This is a genomic window from Paraburkholderia phenazinium (assembly GCF_900141745.1).
In the GTDB taxonomy this organism is placed as follows: Bacteria; Pseudomonadota; Gammaproteobacteria; order Burkholderiales; family Burkholderiaceae; genus Paraburkholderia; species Paraburkholderia phenazinium_B.
This window is the reverse complement of sequence record NZ_FSRM01000002.1, coordinates 3,592,386-3,608,827: the sequence shown is the minus strand read 5'-3', so window position 1 is coordinate 3,608,827 and position 16,442 is coordinate 3,592,386. Positions and strand designations below refer to the sequence as shown.

The window sequence follows — 16,442 nt, the reverse complement described above, 5'->3', positions numbered from 1 at the left end:
CCGCGCACAACGTTCAGAAGCGGTGCCGGATACCCAGCGTGACACCTGTCTGATTGGACGCAAAGGCAGTGGCGTCCGTTACGCCAATGGGCGTGTAAGTCCCATTCGCATAGCGTGTCGCTGCGGCATACGCCACGGTCGCATAGAGATCGGTGCGCTTGGATAGCGAATAGTCGCCGCTTAGCACGCCCATCCACGAGTTCGATACGTTCGCCGTCTTGTTGGACTGATAGTAGGTGCCGGCCGTTAGCTGGAAGCTTGGTACGAACCGGTAACGCACCCCGCCAAACCACATTGCGGCCGAAACCGTCGAGCCCTTGGTCGGATCGTTCAGGTAGTGCTCATAGCCACCCATGATTTCACCGTTGCCGATATGCTCCAGGACAGAGAAACTTAGGTTGCGCGTCTTGGTCCATGTGCCGGTCGAAGTGATCGCGCCGTTGCGATAATCGTAAGCCACCGCTGCCGCGAACGTGCCGGTGCTGTATTCCAGCGAACCGCCATAGGCCGCGCTGCTCTGGAACGAGTCTGCGTCGCCGCCGAAGCTGTAATCGGCAATCGCCTTTAGTCCGCCAAACTGCCCTACGTACTTCACGGAATTGTTGAGGCGCGCCTTGTAGGAGAAGTCGTCCGACGATCCGGTGGTGGGAAACCACGTGTACTGAGGCGCGTAACCCATCGGATCGTACTTTTCGAGTGTGTCGTACATGGCCGTGTATTGCAGGCCGGCCGAGAGCGATCCCAAGGCGTTCGACAACCCCACCGCTGCAGTGCGATTGAACAGCGTACCGGCGGTGGCAGGCGTGCCGTCGTTGCTGTTAAAGCCGGCTTCCAATACGAACCACGCGCTGGTGCCGCCACCCAGATCTTCCGTGCCGCGAAAACCAAACCGCGAGTTGCTAAGTCCACCTGAATTTTCTCGAACCAGCGACCCACCCGTCGCGCTTGCATGAGTCAGATATTCGATGTTGGTGTCGACTACGCCGTAGAGGGTCACGGACGATTGGGCGTGCGCGCAGGCGCATCCGGTCGCCGCGAGCGCGGCGACAAGACATTTCTTTTTCACTGACCGTCTCCTGAGATTTGCTGTTTTCATTTGCGTCGCAAGCCGGGTGATGTTGCGGCAGGCAGGGGGCAAACAACGCAATGGAGCAAATCGTAGAGGCGGCCGATGTAAATGTAAAATACATATGTGATGCACTATCCATATGCATCAGATATGGCGCTTGGGTCATCCTTGATGAGCCGAAGCGGGAGACAACGCGATCCCCTTTCTGTGGTCCAGGACGCTTTAATAACCTGGGACTACAACAGAAAGGTGATCGCGTCCCGGTCCGGAATTACATGGGAGGTACTACACCATCTTTCTCGACGACGACCACATTCGCGTCATACGAGCCGTTCTTCGCCGGGATTGCCACGATGAATACCTTTTTGTTCGCAGTCAGGTCGTCGCGGGTCGCGGGAATGGCCGTCACGACTGGAGCGTTGGCCGGCACGTTGATGGTGTTGCTGCCGCCTTTATACGAAAGCTTCAGGTCGCGTCCGCTCGTACCTTCCACGACAGTGTCGACGTTGGCGTTCGTCATCGAACTGTTTGCGCCGAGATCCCACGCGTAGTGACCCTCTCCGGTGCCGCGCGCGGCCTCCGGGAAGACCAGCACTTCCTTGGCGACCAGCTTTCCGTCCGGGCCCGGCATCGCCGCCGCGCCGACGTACGAGCCGGCCTTGATATCCGAAAGCTGGATTGCCTTCACGGCGTTCAGCGCCGTCGAGTCCTTCAGGTCAATGTTGACTGTATCGCCGCTGCGCCGGTGGATTTGCAAGGTGTTACCCGAAAGCGATACGATCTCGCCCCGGATCCGTTCGGGCTTGTTGGCGGAGGATTGAGCGAATGCAGCGCCAGCGAGCGTCAATGCGACAGCTGAAACAGCGAGTTTGAGACGAATGGACATAGGTGCTCCGTGTGGTTGATTGCAGTTAAAAGTCATCGGTTCGCGGTTCAGGAGCCGCCGAACCAGTTGTAACCCTGGTTTTCCCAGTACCCGCCGGGAAATTCGTTTGTGACGGTAATGGCGACGATATGCTTCGGGTTTTTGTAGCCCAGTTTGGTAGGCATCCGAAGCTTCATCGGGAAGCCGTACTTCGCAGGCAGGGTGTTGCCGTCATAGGTCAGCGTGAGCAGCGTCTGCGCATGAAGTGCAGTGGGCATGTCGATGCTCGTCCAGTAGTTATCGGCGCAGTGCAGTGCAACGTACTTCGCGGTGGTATCGGCTCCCGCTCGCTGCAGGAAGTCGGCGAATCGCACTCCGCCCCACTTGCCGATTGCGCTCCACCCTTCAATGCAGATATGCCTGGTGACCTGGCTTTGTTGCGGCAACGCACGCAGTTCGTCGAGCGTCCAGTCGGCTTTGCCCTTGACCCGTCCTTTCAGTTCGAGACGGTAGGTTTGTGCATCGACATCCGGCACCTGATCAATGTCGTAGTAGGCATTGAACGGAAATGGCCGTGTGATCATCGATTCCGGGTACGTCGGCGCCAGCTTGCGCGGATCGAACAGCAATGCCTGAGCGTCGTCGTTGAAGGAGGAGATTCGGCGCAGCATCGTGTCGACGGATTTGTCGTTCGTCAGATCGCAACCCGACAGGAGCATCAAGCCGCCCAGCGTGAGGATCCGTTTGCCAAACAAACGCCGTGAGGACGATGAGAGCTCCTTCTGCGCGTCTCTGATGATCGATTGCGCGTCGGGCCGGTATGCCGGCGCGGGCGTCGGGTGACCTTTTCGGGAATTCATGGTTACCGGCCTCGAATCATGGTGAGCAAAGAACGCGGGACGAGAGCGACCATCGCGACGTGCACCGCGAAAAAGCCGACGAGTACGCTCATTGCGGCAAAGTGAACGATGCGTGCGTTATCGAAGCCACCCATCGCCGTGCGCAGGAGCGGAAATTGAACGGGCTTCCAGATCGTCAATCCCGACAGCACGACCAGCGCGATATCCGCGATCACGACGAGATAGGCGAACTTCTGCACGGCGTTGTAACGGCTCAGATCGCCGTGATTAAGCTTGCCTCGCAGGGCTGCAACGAGGTCGGAGCCAATTGCACGTGGGCTGACCGGGAAGAGTTTCTTGCGCAGACGCCCCGTTACGAGGCCCAGTCCCAGATACGCGAGAAAGTTTGCGACCAGCAACCACATGACCGCGAAGTGCCAGAGCAGCGCGCCACCTAGCCAGCCACCCAGCGTAATGGACGCCGGAAACCTGAACGCCGGGAATATCGGCGACGCGTTGTACACCGCCCAACCGCTCAGGCACATCGCTATAACAGCGGCGGCATTAATCCAGTGAAAAATGCGAACCCACACGGGGTGAATAGTGGCGTGATTCAAAGCGACCTCACGGACGATTGGCACTTGCGAACAGGAATGGGGCGGCGAGCGTGCATTGCATAAGACGTAGTTCAGCGTGCCGGGACCTTGGCGCGACGGTGCAGTCAAGAAAGCGGAGTTGCCCTGTCTGGCCCGGGTGGATTGGATTGACGACAGGATCGCAGGCGCGCCACGACAGCGGTATCGGTCAAATGACCGACCCACGGCATCGTGCTTGTGCTTGTGTTTGTGTCTGGTGCGCGGCGCCGGCCGGTGCGCGCTGTCGGCGGCACCGGTGGCATGAAAAGAAGACTTCGGAGAGGGGGCGACCGCCTATTCCTGGTGAGAGTCCAACTCCCGTTGCATCAGCACAGTGTCGACCCACTGGCCGAACTTGAATCCGACCGATTTCAGCGTTCCCACTGTGCGGAAGCCGAGACGTTCATGCAACACAAGCGATCCCGTGTTCTCGCTATTGCCGACAACGGCAAGCATCTGCCGCCATGGCCCTTGCTCGCACCGTTGGATCAATTCCGCGAGCAGCGCTCGGCCGATCCCGAGACGGTCGAGCCCATGTTCTACGTAGATCGAATCCTCGATGGTGTGGCGATATGCCGGACGCGGCCGATACGGAGTCGCGTACGCATAGCCAACTACACGGCCCTGCCTCTGCGCCACCAGATAGGGAAGCCCCGCCTTCAACACTGCGTCGCGGCGTCCGAGCATGTCGTCGACGGAGGGGGGTGTCTCTTCGAACGAGGCGCTGCCGTGCAACACGTGGTACGCGTAGATGGCCTGCACGGCTGCCATGTCGACTGTCGCCGCGTCGCGAATCCGAATTGCACTCTCAACTTCTGATTCCACCATTTACCTCACTCCTGAGCCTCGATGTAGGAGACACGTCATGGGCGGCTCAACCCATACGTTCGACATGCATGATGCCCCGATCGTAGATATAAAGGAAGATTTGGTATCGTATGCAATCGATAAGGAATTCTTTGATATGAAGGGCTTGAATCTCGACTACCTGAAGACCTTTGTTGCCGTTGTCGAGCGCGGTAGCTTTTCTGCTGCAGCCGATCATCTCCGGCTCACTCAGCCGGCCGTGAGCCTTCAGATTCGCCAGCTCGAGAAAAGCCTCGGCGCGGTGTTGATCGAGCGCGTCGGGCGCGTAGCGAGAGCGACGGTCGCAGGGGAGGAGCTACTGGCACATGCCGCGGGAATTGATGCAGCGGTCACCTCGGCAGTGACGGCCGTTTTCCGTCATGCGGAGGAGGGCGTGGGGCGTATTCGCATTGGCACCGGCGCGACGGCTTGCATCTTTCTGCTTCCGCCTATCCTGACCAATCTGCGCCAACGATTTCCGAACCTCGAAATCACGGTCACGACGGGCAATACCGCGGATATCGTCAAGGCGGTCGAGGGTAATATCCTGGACGTCGGGCTCGTGACGATGCCCGTATCGAGCCGCAGCCTGCACATTGCGCCGGTCATGGATGACGAATTTGTGCTGGTGGCCCCATCAGGCATGCAATTGCCGACTCGTATCACCGCCGCCGCGCTCGCCACCCGGCCCGTCATTCTGTTCGAACCCGGTGGCCATACCCGTAGGATTACCGACGAATGGTTTGCGAGGAGCGGTACGAAGCTCAGGCCTGTGATGTCGCTGGGAAGTGTGGAAGCGACCAAGGCGATGGTCGGAGCCGGTCTCGGTTGCGCGATCCTTCCCGCACTCGCGGTCCGCAACGAGGAGTCCGGAAGCAGGATGGTGGTTCGATCCTTGTCCCCGCGTCTTCATCGCAAACTGGTTGCGGTAGTGAGACGCGACAAGCGTCTGTATGGCGGCCTTGCGGAGATCCTAAAATCGTTCCGGACTTTGTCTGAAGATTAGCTTCCCTCCGAATCTTTGGACTGCCAGATAATATGTTTAATCGACATCGCGTCTGAAAGCACGGGCGGTCCGCGCCGGCTGTTCACCGCACTTGAAACGGTTGTTCGACCTAAAGTCATTAGTTCGGACTGCCGTAATTGAGGCATCAGGGCCGGTTGCTTCCGGTAAGAACGCCGGGGCGACTTTCTTGGAGTCGATCATGAGCTATGTACGCGTCACCGGTAGAGTCACACGCAGCGTCTGCTACTTTCTTTTTTCCATCGCCGTGTTTTCGTTATGGGCATCGCTTGCTGCCGGGGCCGGTTTCATCCTGCTGCATTTGCCTGATGTTTGGGCGTCGCACAGCAACGACGAAAATGCACGCTTCGCGGTGATGTCGGTCACTGCGTATGCGGTCATTATTGGCGCACTGTTCCTCATCTTCACTGCGGGCGCCGTCGAGCGTTTATCCGATGCAGTGAGAGCGGCGCGTACAACGCTGCGACACCTTCAGAAGATGCACGCGGTGCGCCGCACACGTCGCGATCACGTCTCCGCAGTTGCACTCCATCCGGTCAGAAATACACACTGACACGCGCTGTTTTACCAGCCTGCTGGTCGTGAGTGCGGGCTGTTTCATATGACCATTGCCGTTGCGGTCTGCGAAAGAGAACTCATCCACTAACCGCCCGCACCATATCGATGAACGCCCGCAGGCTCGTCGACATATGGCGGGTGCGCGGAAAGTAAAGGAACAGGCCAGCTATCGTCGGGCACCAATCCTCCAGCACCGGAACGAGTCGCCCATCGCGCAATGCCGCACGCGCATAGGGTTCCGGAACATACGCGATACCGAGCCCATTCATCGCGGCTTCGACGATCAACTGGTTATTGTCCAGCGTCAAAGCGCCCGGAACGTCTATCGCCACTTCTTGCCGTCGCTTGAGAAACTCCCAACGATAGCGTTTGCCGCTAGGCAGACGCTGCCGGATGCATTGGTGCTGCATGAGTGCATCAGGTGTTTTGGGCGCCGGATGAGCCGCCAGATATTCCGGCGAAGCAACCGCGAGGAAGCGCATGTCAGGTCCAAGCCGAACCGCCACCATATCCTTGGGCACGGCTTCTCCCAATCTCACACCTGCGTCGAAGCCTTGCTGAACAATGTCCACCAGTCGTCCGTCCGCTACCAGGTCCAACTCCACGCCGGGATACCGCGCCAGGAATTCCGGCACAACTGTCTGAAGCAATAATCGAATGGCGTTTTCGCCGCCGTTGATCCGCAGCGTACCGGTTGTGTGACCTTGCTCGCCTGCGACTTCCTCCAGTGCGGCGTCGAGATCGCTCATCAGTGGATCGAGACGGCCCAGCAGGCGCTCGCCTGCCTCGGTCAGCGACACGCTGCGTGTCGTCCTGTGCAGCAGACGGGCTCCGACGCTGTCCTCCAATCCGCGCACGGCATGGCTTAGCGTTGAGCGTGTGATTCCAAGCAGGTCGGCCGCGCGCCGGAAGCTGCGGTGTTCGGCAACGGCCATAAAAGCGCGTAGATCGCTCAGTGTCGGCTTGTTCATTGGTGGCCTATTTTCACTTGCTCATGCCATTCATTGGTGATTGTCGCAACAATGATAGCGCCATAGCATGGATCCCTACAGCCCACACCTTTTCTTCACTGGAGGCGCATCATGGCCAAAACCTGGTTCATTACGGGAACATCCACCGGCCTCGGCCGCATCCTCACCGAACGTTTACTGGAGCGTGGGGACCGCGTCGTTGCAACTTTGCGGCGACCCGGAGCATTGGACGAATTACTTGCCCGGCACAGCGATCGCCTGCATGTCGTCACGCTCGACGTGACCAATGTCGAGGCAATCAGAGGCGCCGTTGCAGATGCTTTCGAACGGATGGGGCGCATCGACGTGGTGGTCAGCAACGCGGCCTATGGTCTCTTCGGTGCTGCCGAAGAACTAAGCGACGCGCAGATCGAGCGGCAGATCTCGACCAACCTTGCGGGCTCGATCCAGCTTATCCGCGCAGTCCTGCCGTATCTGCGGGAGCAAGGTGGAGGGCGGATCGTTCAGGTGTCGTCGGAGGGCGGACAAATCGCTTATCCAAACTTCAGTCTTTACCACGCCACCAAGTGGGGGATCGAAGGTTTCGTCGAATCCGTTGCCAAGGAGGTCGCGCCGTTCGGCATCGATTTTCTGATCGTCGAACCGGGGCCGACTCTCACCAACTTTCGCCAGGGTCTGGAGCACGCGCGGCCCATGAATTGCTACGACAGTACACCAGCCGGTGAAGTGCGCAAGGCGGTGTCTTCCGGAAGTTTCGTTCTCAAGGGCGATGCTGCCAAAACGGTCAATGCGATGATTGACGCGGTCGATGCAGATCGGCCGCCTTTGCGGCTGACCTTGGGCAGTACCGCCTACGCCTCGATCAGCCAGGCGTTGGCCGAGCGGCTACAGTCGCTGGAGGCACAGAAACATCTGGCGCTCTCCGTCGATCGGGACAACTAAGGTCTGTTGACCGGAGCGCTCCTGATAGCTGAACCGGTGCCCGCCGCTTTCGTCAGGCTGAAGAGGAGTGGCAGGTGAAAAGTAATCTTCATACCAGGGAGAGTCGGCCACGGGGCCTTCTCCCTGACGCGGACACAGTGGGCCTGAAAGAGCCATGGACGCCGGTCCGAAGGCATGCGCTCGGACCGGTTCTGCTTCTTGTGATGTCATGCTGTTTCAGCACGGCATTTTCAGCGCAAAAGCAGGTATCAGCGAATGCCGGCCCAGCAAACGCAAACCCAAACCCAAGCGCAACTCACAAGCCTCATCTCGATCTCTCCGGCAAAACTCGCAAGGGCAAGGCTTCTTACTACGGCCGTAACTTTTACACAAAGAAGATGGCCAACGGTATGCCGATGGATCCGCAATCGAATTCCGCCGCGAGCAAAACGCTACCGCTTGGCACCAAGGCTCGAGTCACCAATCTGAAAAACGGCAGCAGTACGGTCGTCGAAATCAGGGATCGGGGCCCCTACGTCAAGGGCCGAATCGTCGATGTGTCTCCCCAGACTGCCGATAAGCTCGGTTTGAAGGAGAACGGCACGGCTCCCGTCGAAGTCAAGCCGGTTGAAGTGCCGCAGCCTGACGGCAGCGTCAAGGCCGGTTCAGGCGTGGCGGAAAACGTGCACGGCCAACCGTCGGCCGACTTGCGGGATGGCCGTATCACCAACTGAGCGGGCGCTGTACTGTCGAGCAGGATTGGCGCTAGCGCATCCTATTTCGACGTCGCCAGACGAGTCGACATCCCCGCACTCCGCACGGCCCTGCCACCCACAGCGCAGACGATCAACGCTGCAATCAGCAGCGCACACAATGCCAGCCGCAAGCCCACGAAACCCGCGCCGAAACCAATCAACGGTGGCCCCACCAGAAAGCCCGCATAACCTGCAGTGGCTGCCATCGATACGCCGACAGCAGGTGTCGCAGCCGAGCGGCCCGCAGCGCTGAAAATGACCGGCACGATATTGGCGAGGCCAAGACCGACAAGCACGAACCCGACGACGGCGGTCCAGACATTGGGTAAGCCCAGCACCAGGGCGAAGCCGCTTGCGGCCAGAAAACCACCGAGTCCGACCACGGTACTCGCGCCCAGTCGACGCACGGATACGTCGCCGATCACACGGCACGCCGCCATGGAGAAGGCAAAAGCAGAATATCCGATGGCCGCAACGCTTGCCTCCCGATTCAGGACAGAGCGCAGGAAAACGGCGCTCCAGTCGGCCACGGCGCCTTCAACCATCATGCAAAGAAAGGCCAACGCAGCGAGCTTCATCAGACTTGCGTCTGGTAAAGCGAAGCCACCGGCTGCCTTGCTTGCGCGGACCCCGACATCGCGCAGTGCGAGAACTGCCGCCGCGACAATCAGCGCTCCAATGAAAGCGTCGGGAAGCAACAGACCGCCGGCGGCGCCGAAGCCCCACTTCTGTATCAGCGCGCCCGTCGCCGCACCGGTTAGGCCTCCTGCGCTCCATGCAGCATGGAATGACGACATGATCGGCGAGCGCCACTGCGTTTCGATCGCGCTTGCGTGACCGTTCATCGAAACGTCCAGGGCACCATTTGCCGCGCCAAGCAGAAGGAGTACCAGGCAGAGCAATGGAAGATTGGGCGCAAACGCGGGTAGTGGCAGCGCGATAAAAAACGCCACGCCGAGCAGTGCGGTTGCCCGGCCGCTGCCGAAGCGCGGAGCGAGCCTGCCCGCAAGCGGCATGGCGACGATCGCGCCCAGCGCGAAACAGAACAGCGCGATCCCCAACGCACTGTCGCTTAGCGAGAGGTGCTCCTTGATGCGCGGAATTTCGACCGCCCACGCACCGATCCCAAAGCCATTCGCGAGAAAAACGGCGAGAGTCGCAAGGCGTTCCCTGATCGGCTTCATGATGTTGCCACCATCACGTTGTCGCAGACTTCTTCGAGTTCGCTGATGCGATCCGCGGCAAGATCGGCTTCAACGACCAGACAGTCGATGGCGGACGCTGGCCCGACAACGAAAGGCGCCGCTGTCATCAGTTTCTCGGTCGTCATCGCAATCGCGAGCACGCTGCTCGATTTGAGCATGGCGCGTTTGAGTTCGGCATCTTCGGCATTGAAGGCGGCAATGCCTTCGACGGGATCGAGGGCGCACGCGCCCAGGAAGCAGACGTCGGCTTTGATCTGCTGGACCTGCAGCAGTGCGGTCGACCCCAGCGCGCCCGCGACATCGCCGCCGACCCTGCCGCCGATGAGAACGATGTCGAAACCCGGCCGATCCAGCAAACGCAGGCAAGCCTCTGGCGAGTTCGTCACGACGGTCAGCCCTGCGTTGTCCGGAAGCGCCTGCGCGATCGCAACATTGGTCGAACCCGCGTCCAGCAGGATCACCTGCCCGGGCTGCACGATCGACGCAGCAGCAATGGCAAGGCGTTGCTTGCGATCCACATCTGCCTTCATACGCGTCGATGCGTTCAGATGAGACGGCGAAGTCAGCAGAGCGCCCCCGTACACGCGCTTGCATAACCCGGCGCTCGCGAGGTCGCGCAAGTGGCGGCGGACGGTGTGTTCGGACGTGTTGAGTTCGGCCGCGATTTCGGACGCCAGCACCCGGCCCTGGGTTCGCAGACGCTCGAGGATGAGCTGCTCGCGCTCGTCGGGCAGCAGCCCATCCATGGCGTCCTGTCGGGTTCGTTGCATCTGGCGATCCTTGCTCGGTTGGGTGAATCGATCATAAACGAGCATAATGTATCGTAAACGAGAATTGCCGGCAACGACTGAATTTCAGGAACGTTCCTGCGCACTCAGGAATTCGCCAATCGCCGCAGCGACTTCCGCAGCATGCGTTTCCAGCGCGAAGTGCCCGGTATCGAGAAAGCGCACCACTGCCGCCGGCAGGTCACGCCGGAATGCTTCGGCGCCAGCGGGTAGAAAGAACGGATCGTTTTTGCCCCACACCGCGAGAAGCGGCGGTTGATGGGTGCGGAAATACTGCTGGAACGCCGGGTACAACGCCACATTGCTCCGATAGTCGCGGAACAGATCCAACTGCACTTCATCTGCACCCGGACGGCTCAGATAAAACTCGTCGAGCGAGTAGCCGTCGGGTGACACGAGTGACGCGTCCGGCACGCCGTGCGTGTACTGCCATACGGTCGTTTCATGTGTCAGCAGCGCACGAAGCGCTTCGCGATTAGCCGGCGAAGCCTCTTTCCAATAGGCGCGGATCGGATTCCATCCGTCGCTCAACCCTTCTTCATACGCATTGCCGTTCTGCGAGATGATCGCGGCGATCCGTTCGGGATGCTTGACGGCAAGCCGGAAGCCCGTTGGCGCGCCGTAATCGAATACGTACATGGCAAAGCGGTCGAAGCCAATCACCTCGGTGAAACGCCCAATCACCTCTGCAATGTGGTCGAACGTGTACGCAAAGCTTTCACGAGCCGGCATGTCGGACTGCCCAAAACCCGGCAGGTCCGGAGCGACGATATGGAAGCGGTCCGCCAGCTTCGGAATCAGATCGCGAAACATGTGGCTCGAACTCGGAAAGCCGTGCAGAAGCAGCAGTTTCGGGGCGCCTTGACGACCGGCTTCACGGTAAAACACCTTGACGCCGTCTACGTCGGCGGAACGATAGCTAATAGATGACATGAGTTTTCTCCTGAATGAATCAACGGGTCTGCCTGCGGTGCAGAGCAGGGGATGTGCACGGATACGAATGTGGCCCGCGTCTTTATTGAGCCGATACTGCCTTAACCGCTTCGACGATCACGTTCGTCACGGCGTCAGGGGCCGTGATCATGGGCGTGTGATCGACCGGGTACGAATGCACCCGCGCGTTCATCCGCTGCGCCATGAACTGCTGGGTGTCGTGACTGATCATGCGATCCTGCTCGGCGATCAGGAACCAGCTCGGAACGTCCTTCCAAAGCGGACGTCCCACCGGCTCGCCAATACAGGCAACCGAAATAGGGCGTTGAACCGCGCGGAGCACCGTCAGTTCCTGTGAAGCCGCGTGTTGTGCGAACGCCGCCGGGAAGGCATCGTCAGGCAGCCAGATCAGACCGTGCTGGTCCGGTGCAAGCTTGGGCGCCTGCGGATGCGGTTCAGCGCGGTAGAACACCTCGCCAACGGTTTCACTTTCGTCGGGCGCCAGAGCCGTCACGTAGACCAGCGCCTTGATGTTGTCTGCGCGCGCTAACCCGACCACTCCGCCGGCGTAAGCGTGTCCGGCAAGCACAACCGGACCGTCGATCCGCTCGAGTGTTCTGTTCAGCGCCGCGACGTCGTCCTGCAGCGACGTAAGCGGCAACGGTGCCGCGACCGCGCGGATGCCTTGTCCTTCCAGACGTTCGATGACCTTGCTCCAGCTCGAACCGTCTGCCCATGCGCCGTGCACAAGCACCACGCTTACGTTGCCAATCGCCATTTTTCGCTCCTTACAAGATAGTGGGTGCCGCTTTGGGTGCGCACACATTGACGTCTCTTTGTAACCTGTGTAGTGCGTATTTATAGGTTACAAAGTGCAGATGTAACTTGTCAAGAGCTTTTTTAGTGGTTACGATGTGTCTATCGTCACTCTGTATTCGTCACAAGAGATGGACTACCGCCAAATACCCGCGATGTTCCTGGCCGACGCGCCCGGACTGGATTTTCTGAATTCGGTGGCGACGCCGGTGGATGAGGAAGTTGACTGGATCAGCGACGGCGAGGGCCTGTTGGCCTGGCTGGACCAGGCAGCGTTTGTGCCGCGTGAAGCACTCGAAGCCATCCGGCGCCGTTCGACGCTTGCCGAACTCGATGAGGTGGCAGCGAAGGCGCGCGAGTTGCGCGAGTGGTTCAGGGGATTCGTGAAGCAGCACAAGGGACGGCCTCTGAGCGCCAAAGATCTGCGCGAGCTCGAACCGGTGAATCAGTTGCTGGAGCGTGACGAACAGCATCGGCAAATCGTCGCGAACACCGTGGATGGCGTGACGACTTTCGAGCTTCGCGCGAAGCGGCGCTGGCAGTCAGCCGAGTCGCTGCTGATGCCGGTGGCCGAAGCGCTGGCCAGACTCGTCTGCGAGGAAGACTTCACGCTGGTGAAAGCGTGCGAAGGGGTGAATTGCACGCTGCTGTTTGCGGATCACACGCGAGGTCACGCGCGCCGCTGGTGCAGCATGGCGCTCTGCGGTAACCGCGCGAAGGTTGCGGCCCACCGCAAGCGCCTCAAGGCGCAGGAACTCAGCCAGTAAGCATCGGCTTATTCGTAGGAAAAGACGTCGCCGAATTTGTCGATGCGCTCGAGCGCCATGCCGGAGCCGCGCACGACGCAGGTCAGCGGCGCCTCGGCGACGAACACAGGCAGGCCGGTCTCCTCGGCGAGCAGCCGGTCGAGATCACGTAGCAGCGCACCGCCGCCGGCGAGCATGATGCCGCGCTCGGCGATATCGGCGCCGAGTTCAGGCGGGGTCTGTTCGAGTGCGATCTTGACCGCCGATACGATCTGGTTCAGCGGATCAGTCAGCGCTTCGAGGATTTCGTTGCTGGAAACGGTGAAGCTGCGCGGTATGCCTTCGGACATGTTGCGGCCCTTCACCTCGATTTCCTTGACTTCGGATCCGGGAAACGCGGAGCCGATGCCTTTCTTGATCGCTTCGGCGGTCTGCTCGCCGATCAGCATGCCGTAGTTGCGGCGGATGTAGTTGACGATCGCCTCGTCGAACTTGTCGCCGCCCACGCGCACCGAGCCTTTGTAGACGATGCCGCCGAGCGAGATCACACCGACTTCCGTGGTGCCGCCGCCGATATCGACCACCATCGAGCCGGTGGCTTCGGAAACGGGCAGGCCTGCACCGGTTGCGGCGGCCATCGGTTCTTCGATCAGATAGACTTTTGCCGCGCCCGCGGTGTGGGCCGCTTCCCTGATCGCGCGACGCTCGACCTGGGTCGATCCGCACGGCACGCAGATCACGATGCGCGGCGACGGCGCAAAAATGTGCGGTGCGTGCACCATTCGGATGAACTGCTTGATCATCTGCTGCGTGATGTTGAAGTCGGCGATCACGCCGTCCTTCATCGGGCGAATGGCTTCAATGTTGCCCGGCACCTTGCCCAGCATCTGCTTGGCTTCCTTGCCGACCGCGAGAATGGTTCGCTTGCCGTTCGGGCCGCCTTCCTGCCGGATGGACACGACCGATGGCTCGTCGAGGACGATACCCTTGCCGCGCATGTAAATCAGCGTGTTTGAGGTGCCGAGATCGATCGCCAGATCGTTGGAGAAGAAGCTGCGCAGAAAACCGAACATTCAACGTCCTGTCTGGCTTGATGCCAGGCGGTTGGTCCATCACATGCGACCATGCGGCAGTCGGGAGAGGAGAGAATAACAGTTTCCCCATCCCGGGGACGCAGCGGTGTATGCGCCACTTGCGCAGGGAGAGGTAGGATACGGCCTGACTTGTCGTTGGAACGACCCATGAACCTCGACCCTCTGAGCGACAGCAAGATCATCGACTCGTGGCGGCACAATGCTTCGCCCTGGACACAGGCAGTACGCGCCCGCGAAATCGAGAGCCGCCGTCTGGTTACGGATCAGGCCATCGTGGATGCGGTGCTGGCTTGCGAGCCCAGGACTGTCATCGACCTCGGCTGCGGAGAGGGGTGGCTAGCGCTCGCGCTGCAGCAACGCGGTATCGGCGTGACGGCGGTGGACGTGGTGCCCGAACTGTTGGCTGCAGCGAAGCAGGCGGGGGTAATCGATGGCAGGGTTCAGTCGTACGAAGAGATCGTTACAGGGCAGTTCAAAGCGAGCGCCGATGTCGTAGTATGCAATTTTTCGCTGCTCGGCAAGGAGTCGGTAGAGGGTCTGCTGCGGATCATGCCAACGCTGCTCGAAGCAGATGGGAGCCTGCTTGTGCAGACGCTCCATCCTCTTGTTTCGTGCGGCGATCTGCCGTACGTTGATGGCTGGCGCACGGGCTCGTGGGCCGGCTTCGGTCCGGCATTTACCGACGCCCCGCCGTGGTACTTCCGTACCTTGCAGGCATGGGTCGAACTGATGCGCGATAGCGGGCTCGTCCTGCGTGCATTGCAGGAGCCGTTGGACCCGAGAACCGGCAAGCCCGCGTCGGTGATTTTTCACGCGCAGGTCCAGGCCCAGGTCCAGGCACCGGTTGGCAAATTGAGTCAGTGACAGGAAATGCGAATCATGATGGAAGATAACCCGCTGTCCGACACGAAGCGGTGGTTGCAAGGACTGGTTCAGGCCGGTGAGGCTGCTGTCCAGGCGGCGGAAAACTGCCCGGAGGCCAACGATCCCGCAAGCGAAGTCGGGATGATGGTGGCGTCGCAGCGCGATCTCGTCCGCGGCGAGGTGGTGAAGTTTCGCGCGAAGCTGACCTCGCTTACGCCGGTCAGGCAGAGCGAGAAGAAGTTCGCCGTGACCTTCGACCGGCGCTACTGGAAGCAGGGGACGTTTGTCTATCCACTGCACGTTTTCCATGACCCCGAGCACCGCTTCTCGGCGGAACAGGTCCAGCAGGTACAGGCGCTCAAGGTTGGCGAAACGGTTGATCTCGCCGACGGCCGGATCGTTCAGCGTCAGGAATAACCAGCCTGTCACGCCGGGATCTCATGCGGCCAGTTCGATCCGGCCTTCGGGTCAACCCCATGCCTAGCGGAAAATCTCGGCAATCAGATTCGCCACGGTGCGGATGCGCTCACTGTCGCGCAGTGCAGGATGCAGCACCATCCACACGTCCTGGTCGAGCGGCTTGATGTGCCGCTCCACGCAGACCAGATCGCTCGTCGTGTCGCCCGCGAGCTGGGCGAGCACGCCGAGCCCGGAGCCGCCCAGCACGCCATCGAACACCCCCATGCCGTAGCTGCTTCGAAGCGAGGGCGCCGGCGCGCCGGTCAGGGTTTTCAGCCATTGCGTGGCGGGATGATCGGGCTGCCGGTCGTCATAACCGACGAACGACAGCTTGTCCCACTCCTTTCTGGCGATGGCCGCCTTGTGCCGCAGATAGTAATCGCGCGAAGCGAACAGCCCGAAGCGGATGCGGCCAATCCGGCGCACATACAGGTCGCCTTCTTCCGGACACTCGGACCACAGTGCAATGTCGGCTTCGCGCCGCGCGAGGCTATAAGGCCGCCGAGACGTCAGCACTTCGATCTGGAGGCCGGGCAGCCGCTCCTGAAACGAGCCAAGCAGCTTCAACAGAATGTACGATGGCCACTCGACCGCATTGATGCGCACCGTGCCGTGCGGGCCGCTGCTGCCGGTCACGTCCGCGGCGCGCTCGATCTGATGGGCGAGGTCTTCCATCTGCTCGGCCCACGCCAGCACCCGTGCGCCGAAGGCCGTCACGGTACAGCCCGACGGCACCCGGTCGATCAGCGGCTCGCCCAGCCGGCGTTCGAGCTCGGTTAGGCGCCGCGAGAGGGTAGGCGCGCTCAGATCGCATGCCGCCGCGGCGGAGCGCATGGTGCCGCCGCGCGCGATGGCCACCAGAATCCTTAGATCGTCCCAGTCCACGTGTTCCATTTTTGAAACGCCCGATTTTGAAATTTGGCATAGCATAACCGAGATCGCGAGGATAGGATTGGACCTGCTCACGCTTGTCCCAGCATCTGGTGGCAAACGTGACGTCCTAACCCATCACACGATTCGGCGGCTATCAGTACGTAGACCGAACGAGCGAACA

Annotated in this window: 19 protein-coding genes; 7 read left to right on the top strand and 12 right to left on the bottom strand. The window is 60.5% G+C overall.

The window, feature by feature from the left end; genetic code table 11:
* Window positions 1-13 precede the first annotated feature (13 nt).
* The 5 genes from BUS06_RS36060 to BUS06_RS36040 form a co-directional block, all read right to left on the bottom strand.
* On the bottom strand, window positions 14-1,066 hold the full coding sequence (locus BUS06_RS36060; RefSeq protein WP_074269012.1) for a porin: 1,053 nt from the start codon (window positions 1,064-1,066) through the stop codon (window positions 14-16).
* Between the two features lie 274 nt (window positions 1,067-1,340).
* Window positions 1,341-1,955, bottom strand: a complete 615-nt coding sequence (locus BUS06_RS36055) for a hypothetical protein (RefSeq protein ID WP_074269011.1) — start codon at window positions 1,953-1,955, stop codon at window positions 1,341-1,343.
* A 47-nt stretch (window positions 1,956-2,002) separates the two neighbouring features.
* On the bottom strand, window positions 2,003-2,794 hold the full coding sequence (locus BUS06_RS36050; protein ID WP_074269010.1) for a molybdopterin-dependent oxidoreductase: 792 nt from the start codon (window positions 2,792-2,794) through the stop codon (window positions 2,003-2,005).
* A 2-nt stretch (window positions 2,795-2,796) separates the two neighbouring features.
* Window positions 2,797-3,390 carry a cytochrome b/b6 domain-containing protein gene (locus BUS06_RS36045; RefSeq protein ID WP_074269009.1) on the bottom strand — a complete coding sequence of 198 codons (594 nt, stop codon included), beginning with the start codon at window positions 3,388-3,390 and terminating at the stop codon, window positions 2,797-2,799.
* Window positions 3,391-3,702: 312 nt separating this feature from the next.
* Window positions 3,703-4,233, bottom strand: coding sequence for a GNAT family N-acetyltransferase (locus BUS06_RS36040; RefSeq protein ID WP_438803573.1), 531 nt, complete (start codon window positions 4,231-4,233; stop codon window positions 3,703-3,705).
* A 40-nt stretch (window positions 4,234-4,273) separates the two neighbouring features.
* On the opposite strand from BUS06_RS36040, the gene BUS06_RS36035 reads away from it, so the two are divergent.
* Window positions 4,274-5,260 (top strand): LysR family transcriptional regulator, encoded by a 987-nt coding sequence (locus BUS06_RS36035; protein WP_367946976.1) that lies wholly within the window; start codon window positions 4,274-4,276, stop codon window positions 5,258-5,260.
* 199 nt (window positions 5,261-5,459) lie between these two features.
* Window positions 5,460-5,831 (top strand): hypothetical protein, encoded by a 372-nt coding sequence (locus tag BUS06_RS36030; RefSeq protein ID WP_074269007.1) that lies wholly within the window; start codon window positions 5,460-5,462, stop codon window positions 5,829-5,831.
* 82 nt (window positions 5,832-5,913) lie between these two features.
* Here the strand turns inward: BUS06_RS36030 and BUS06_RS36025 are convergent, their stop codons facing one another.
* On the bottom strand, window positions 5,914-6,807 hold the full coding sequence (locus BUS06_RS36025) for a LysR family transcriptional regulator (protein WP_074269006.1): 894 nt from the start codon (window positions 6,805-6,807) through the stop codon (window positions 5,914-5,916).
* Window positions 6,808-6,918: 111 nt separating this feature from the next.
* On the opposite strand from BUS06_RS36025, the gene BUS06_RS36020 reads away from it, so the two are divergent.
* Window positions 6,919-7,749 (top strand): SDR family oxidoreductase, encoded by an 831-nt coding sequence (locus tag BUS06_RS36020; protein ID WP_074269005.1) that lies wholly within the window; start codon window positions 6,919-6,921, stop codon window positions 7,747-7,749.
* A 203-nt stretch (window positions 7,750-7,952) separates the two neighbouring features.
* A complete protein-coding gene (locus BUS06_RS38635; RefSeq protein WP_083611748.1) occupies window positions 7,953-8,462 on the top strand; it encodes a septal ring lytic transglycosylase RlpA family protein in 510 nt (169 codons plus the stop codon).
* 41 nt (window positions 8,463-8,503) lie between these two features.
* Here the strand turns inward: BUS06_RS38635 and BUS06_RS36010 are convergent, their stop codons facing one another.
* The 4 genes from BUS06_RS36010 to BUS06_RS35995 all read right to left on the bottom strand — a co-directional run bounded on the left by BUS06_RS36010 (window position 8,504) and on the right by BUS06_RS35995 (window position 12,187).
* Window positions 8,504-9,667, bottom strand: coding sequence for an MFS transporter (locus BUS06_RS36010; RefSeq protein WP_074269004.1), 1,164 nt, complete (start codon window positions 9,665-9,667; stop codon window positions 8,504-8,506).
* Window positions 9,664-10,458: a DeoR/GlpR family DNA-binding transcription regulator gene (locus tag BUS06_RS36005; protein ID WP_074269003.1), complete on the bottom strand. Its 795-nt coding sequence runs from the start codon at window positions 10,456-10,458 to the stop codon at window positions 9,664-9,666. Before BUS06_RS36005 ends, BUS06_RS36010 begins: the two co-directional genes overlap by 4 nt.
* Before the next feature lie 84 nt (window positions 10,459-10,542).
* Window positions 10,543-11,409 (bottom strand): alpha/beta fold hydrolase, encoded by an 867-nt coding sequence (locus BUS06_RS36000; protein ID WP_074269002.1) that lies wholly within the window; start codon window positions 11,407-11,409, stop codon window positions 10,543-10,545.
* Between the two features lie 82 nt (window positions 11,410-11,491).
* On the bottom strand, window positions 11,492-12,187 hold the full coding sequence (locus tag BUS06_RS35995) for an alpha/beta fold hydrolase (protein ID WP_074269001.1): 696 nt from the start codon (window positions 12,185-12,187) through the stop codon (window positions 11,492-11,494).
* A 169-nt stretch (window positions 12,188-12,356) separates the two neighbouring features.
* Between BUS06_RS35995 and BUS06_RS35990 the strand changes: the two genes are divergently transcribed.
* Window positions 12,357-12,992 (top strand): CGNR zinc finger domain-containing protein, encoded by a 636-nt coding sequence (locus BUS06_RS35990; RefSeq protein WP_074269000.1) that lies wholly within the window; start codon window positions 12,357-12,359, stop codon window positions 12,990-12,992.
* Window positions 12,993-13,000: 8 nt separating this feature from the next.
* Here BUS06_RS35990 and BUS06_RS35985 read toward each other — a convergent pair whose 3' ends face one another.
* On the bottom strand, window positions 13,001-14,044 hold the full coding sequence (locus tag BUS06_RS35985) for a rod shape-determining protein (protein ID WP_074268999.1): 1,044 nt from the start codon (window positions 14,042-14,044) through the stop codon (window positions 13,001-13,003).
* A gap of 168 nt (window positions 14,045-14,212) precedes the next feature.
* Here BUS06_RS35985 and BUS06_RS35980 point away from each other — a divergent pair, with 168 nt between their 5' ends.
* Together BUS06_RS35980 and BUS06_RS35975 are read left to right on the top strand one after the other, a co-directional pair.
* On the top strand, window positions 14,213-14,929 hold the full coding sequence (locus BUS06_RS35980) for a class I SAM-dependent methyltransferase (protein WP_074268998.1): 717 nt from the start codon (window positions 14,213-14,215) through the stop codon (window positions 14,927-14,929).
* A gap of 15 nt (window positions 14,930-14,944) precedes the next feature.
* Window positions 14,945-15,346, top strand: a complete 402-nt coding sequence (locus tag BUS06_RS35975; protein ID WP_074268997.1) for a hypothetical protein — start codon at window positions 14,945-14,947, stop codon at window positions 15,344-15,346.
* A 63-nt stretch (window positions 15,347-15,409) separates the two neighbouring features.
* Here BUS06_RS35975 and BUS06_RS35970 read toward each other — a convergent pair whose 3' ends face one another.
* A complete protein-coding gene (locus tag BUS06_RS35970) occupies window positions 15,410-16,282 on the bottom strand; it encodes a LysR family transcriptional regulator (RefSeq protein ID WP_074268996.1) in 873 nt (290 codons plus the stop codon).
* Window positions 16,283-16,442: the final 160 nt, after the last annotated feature.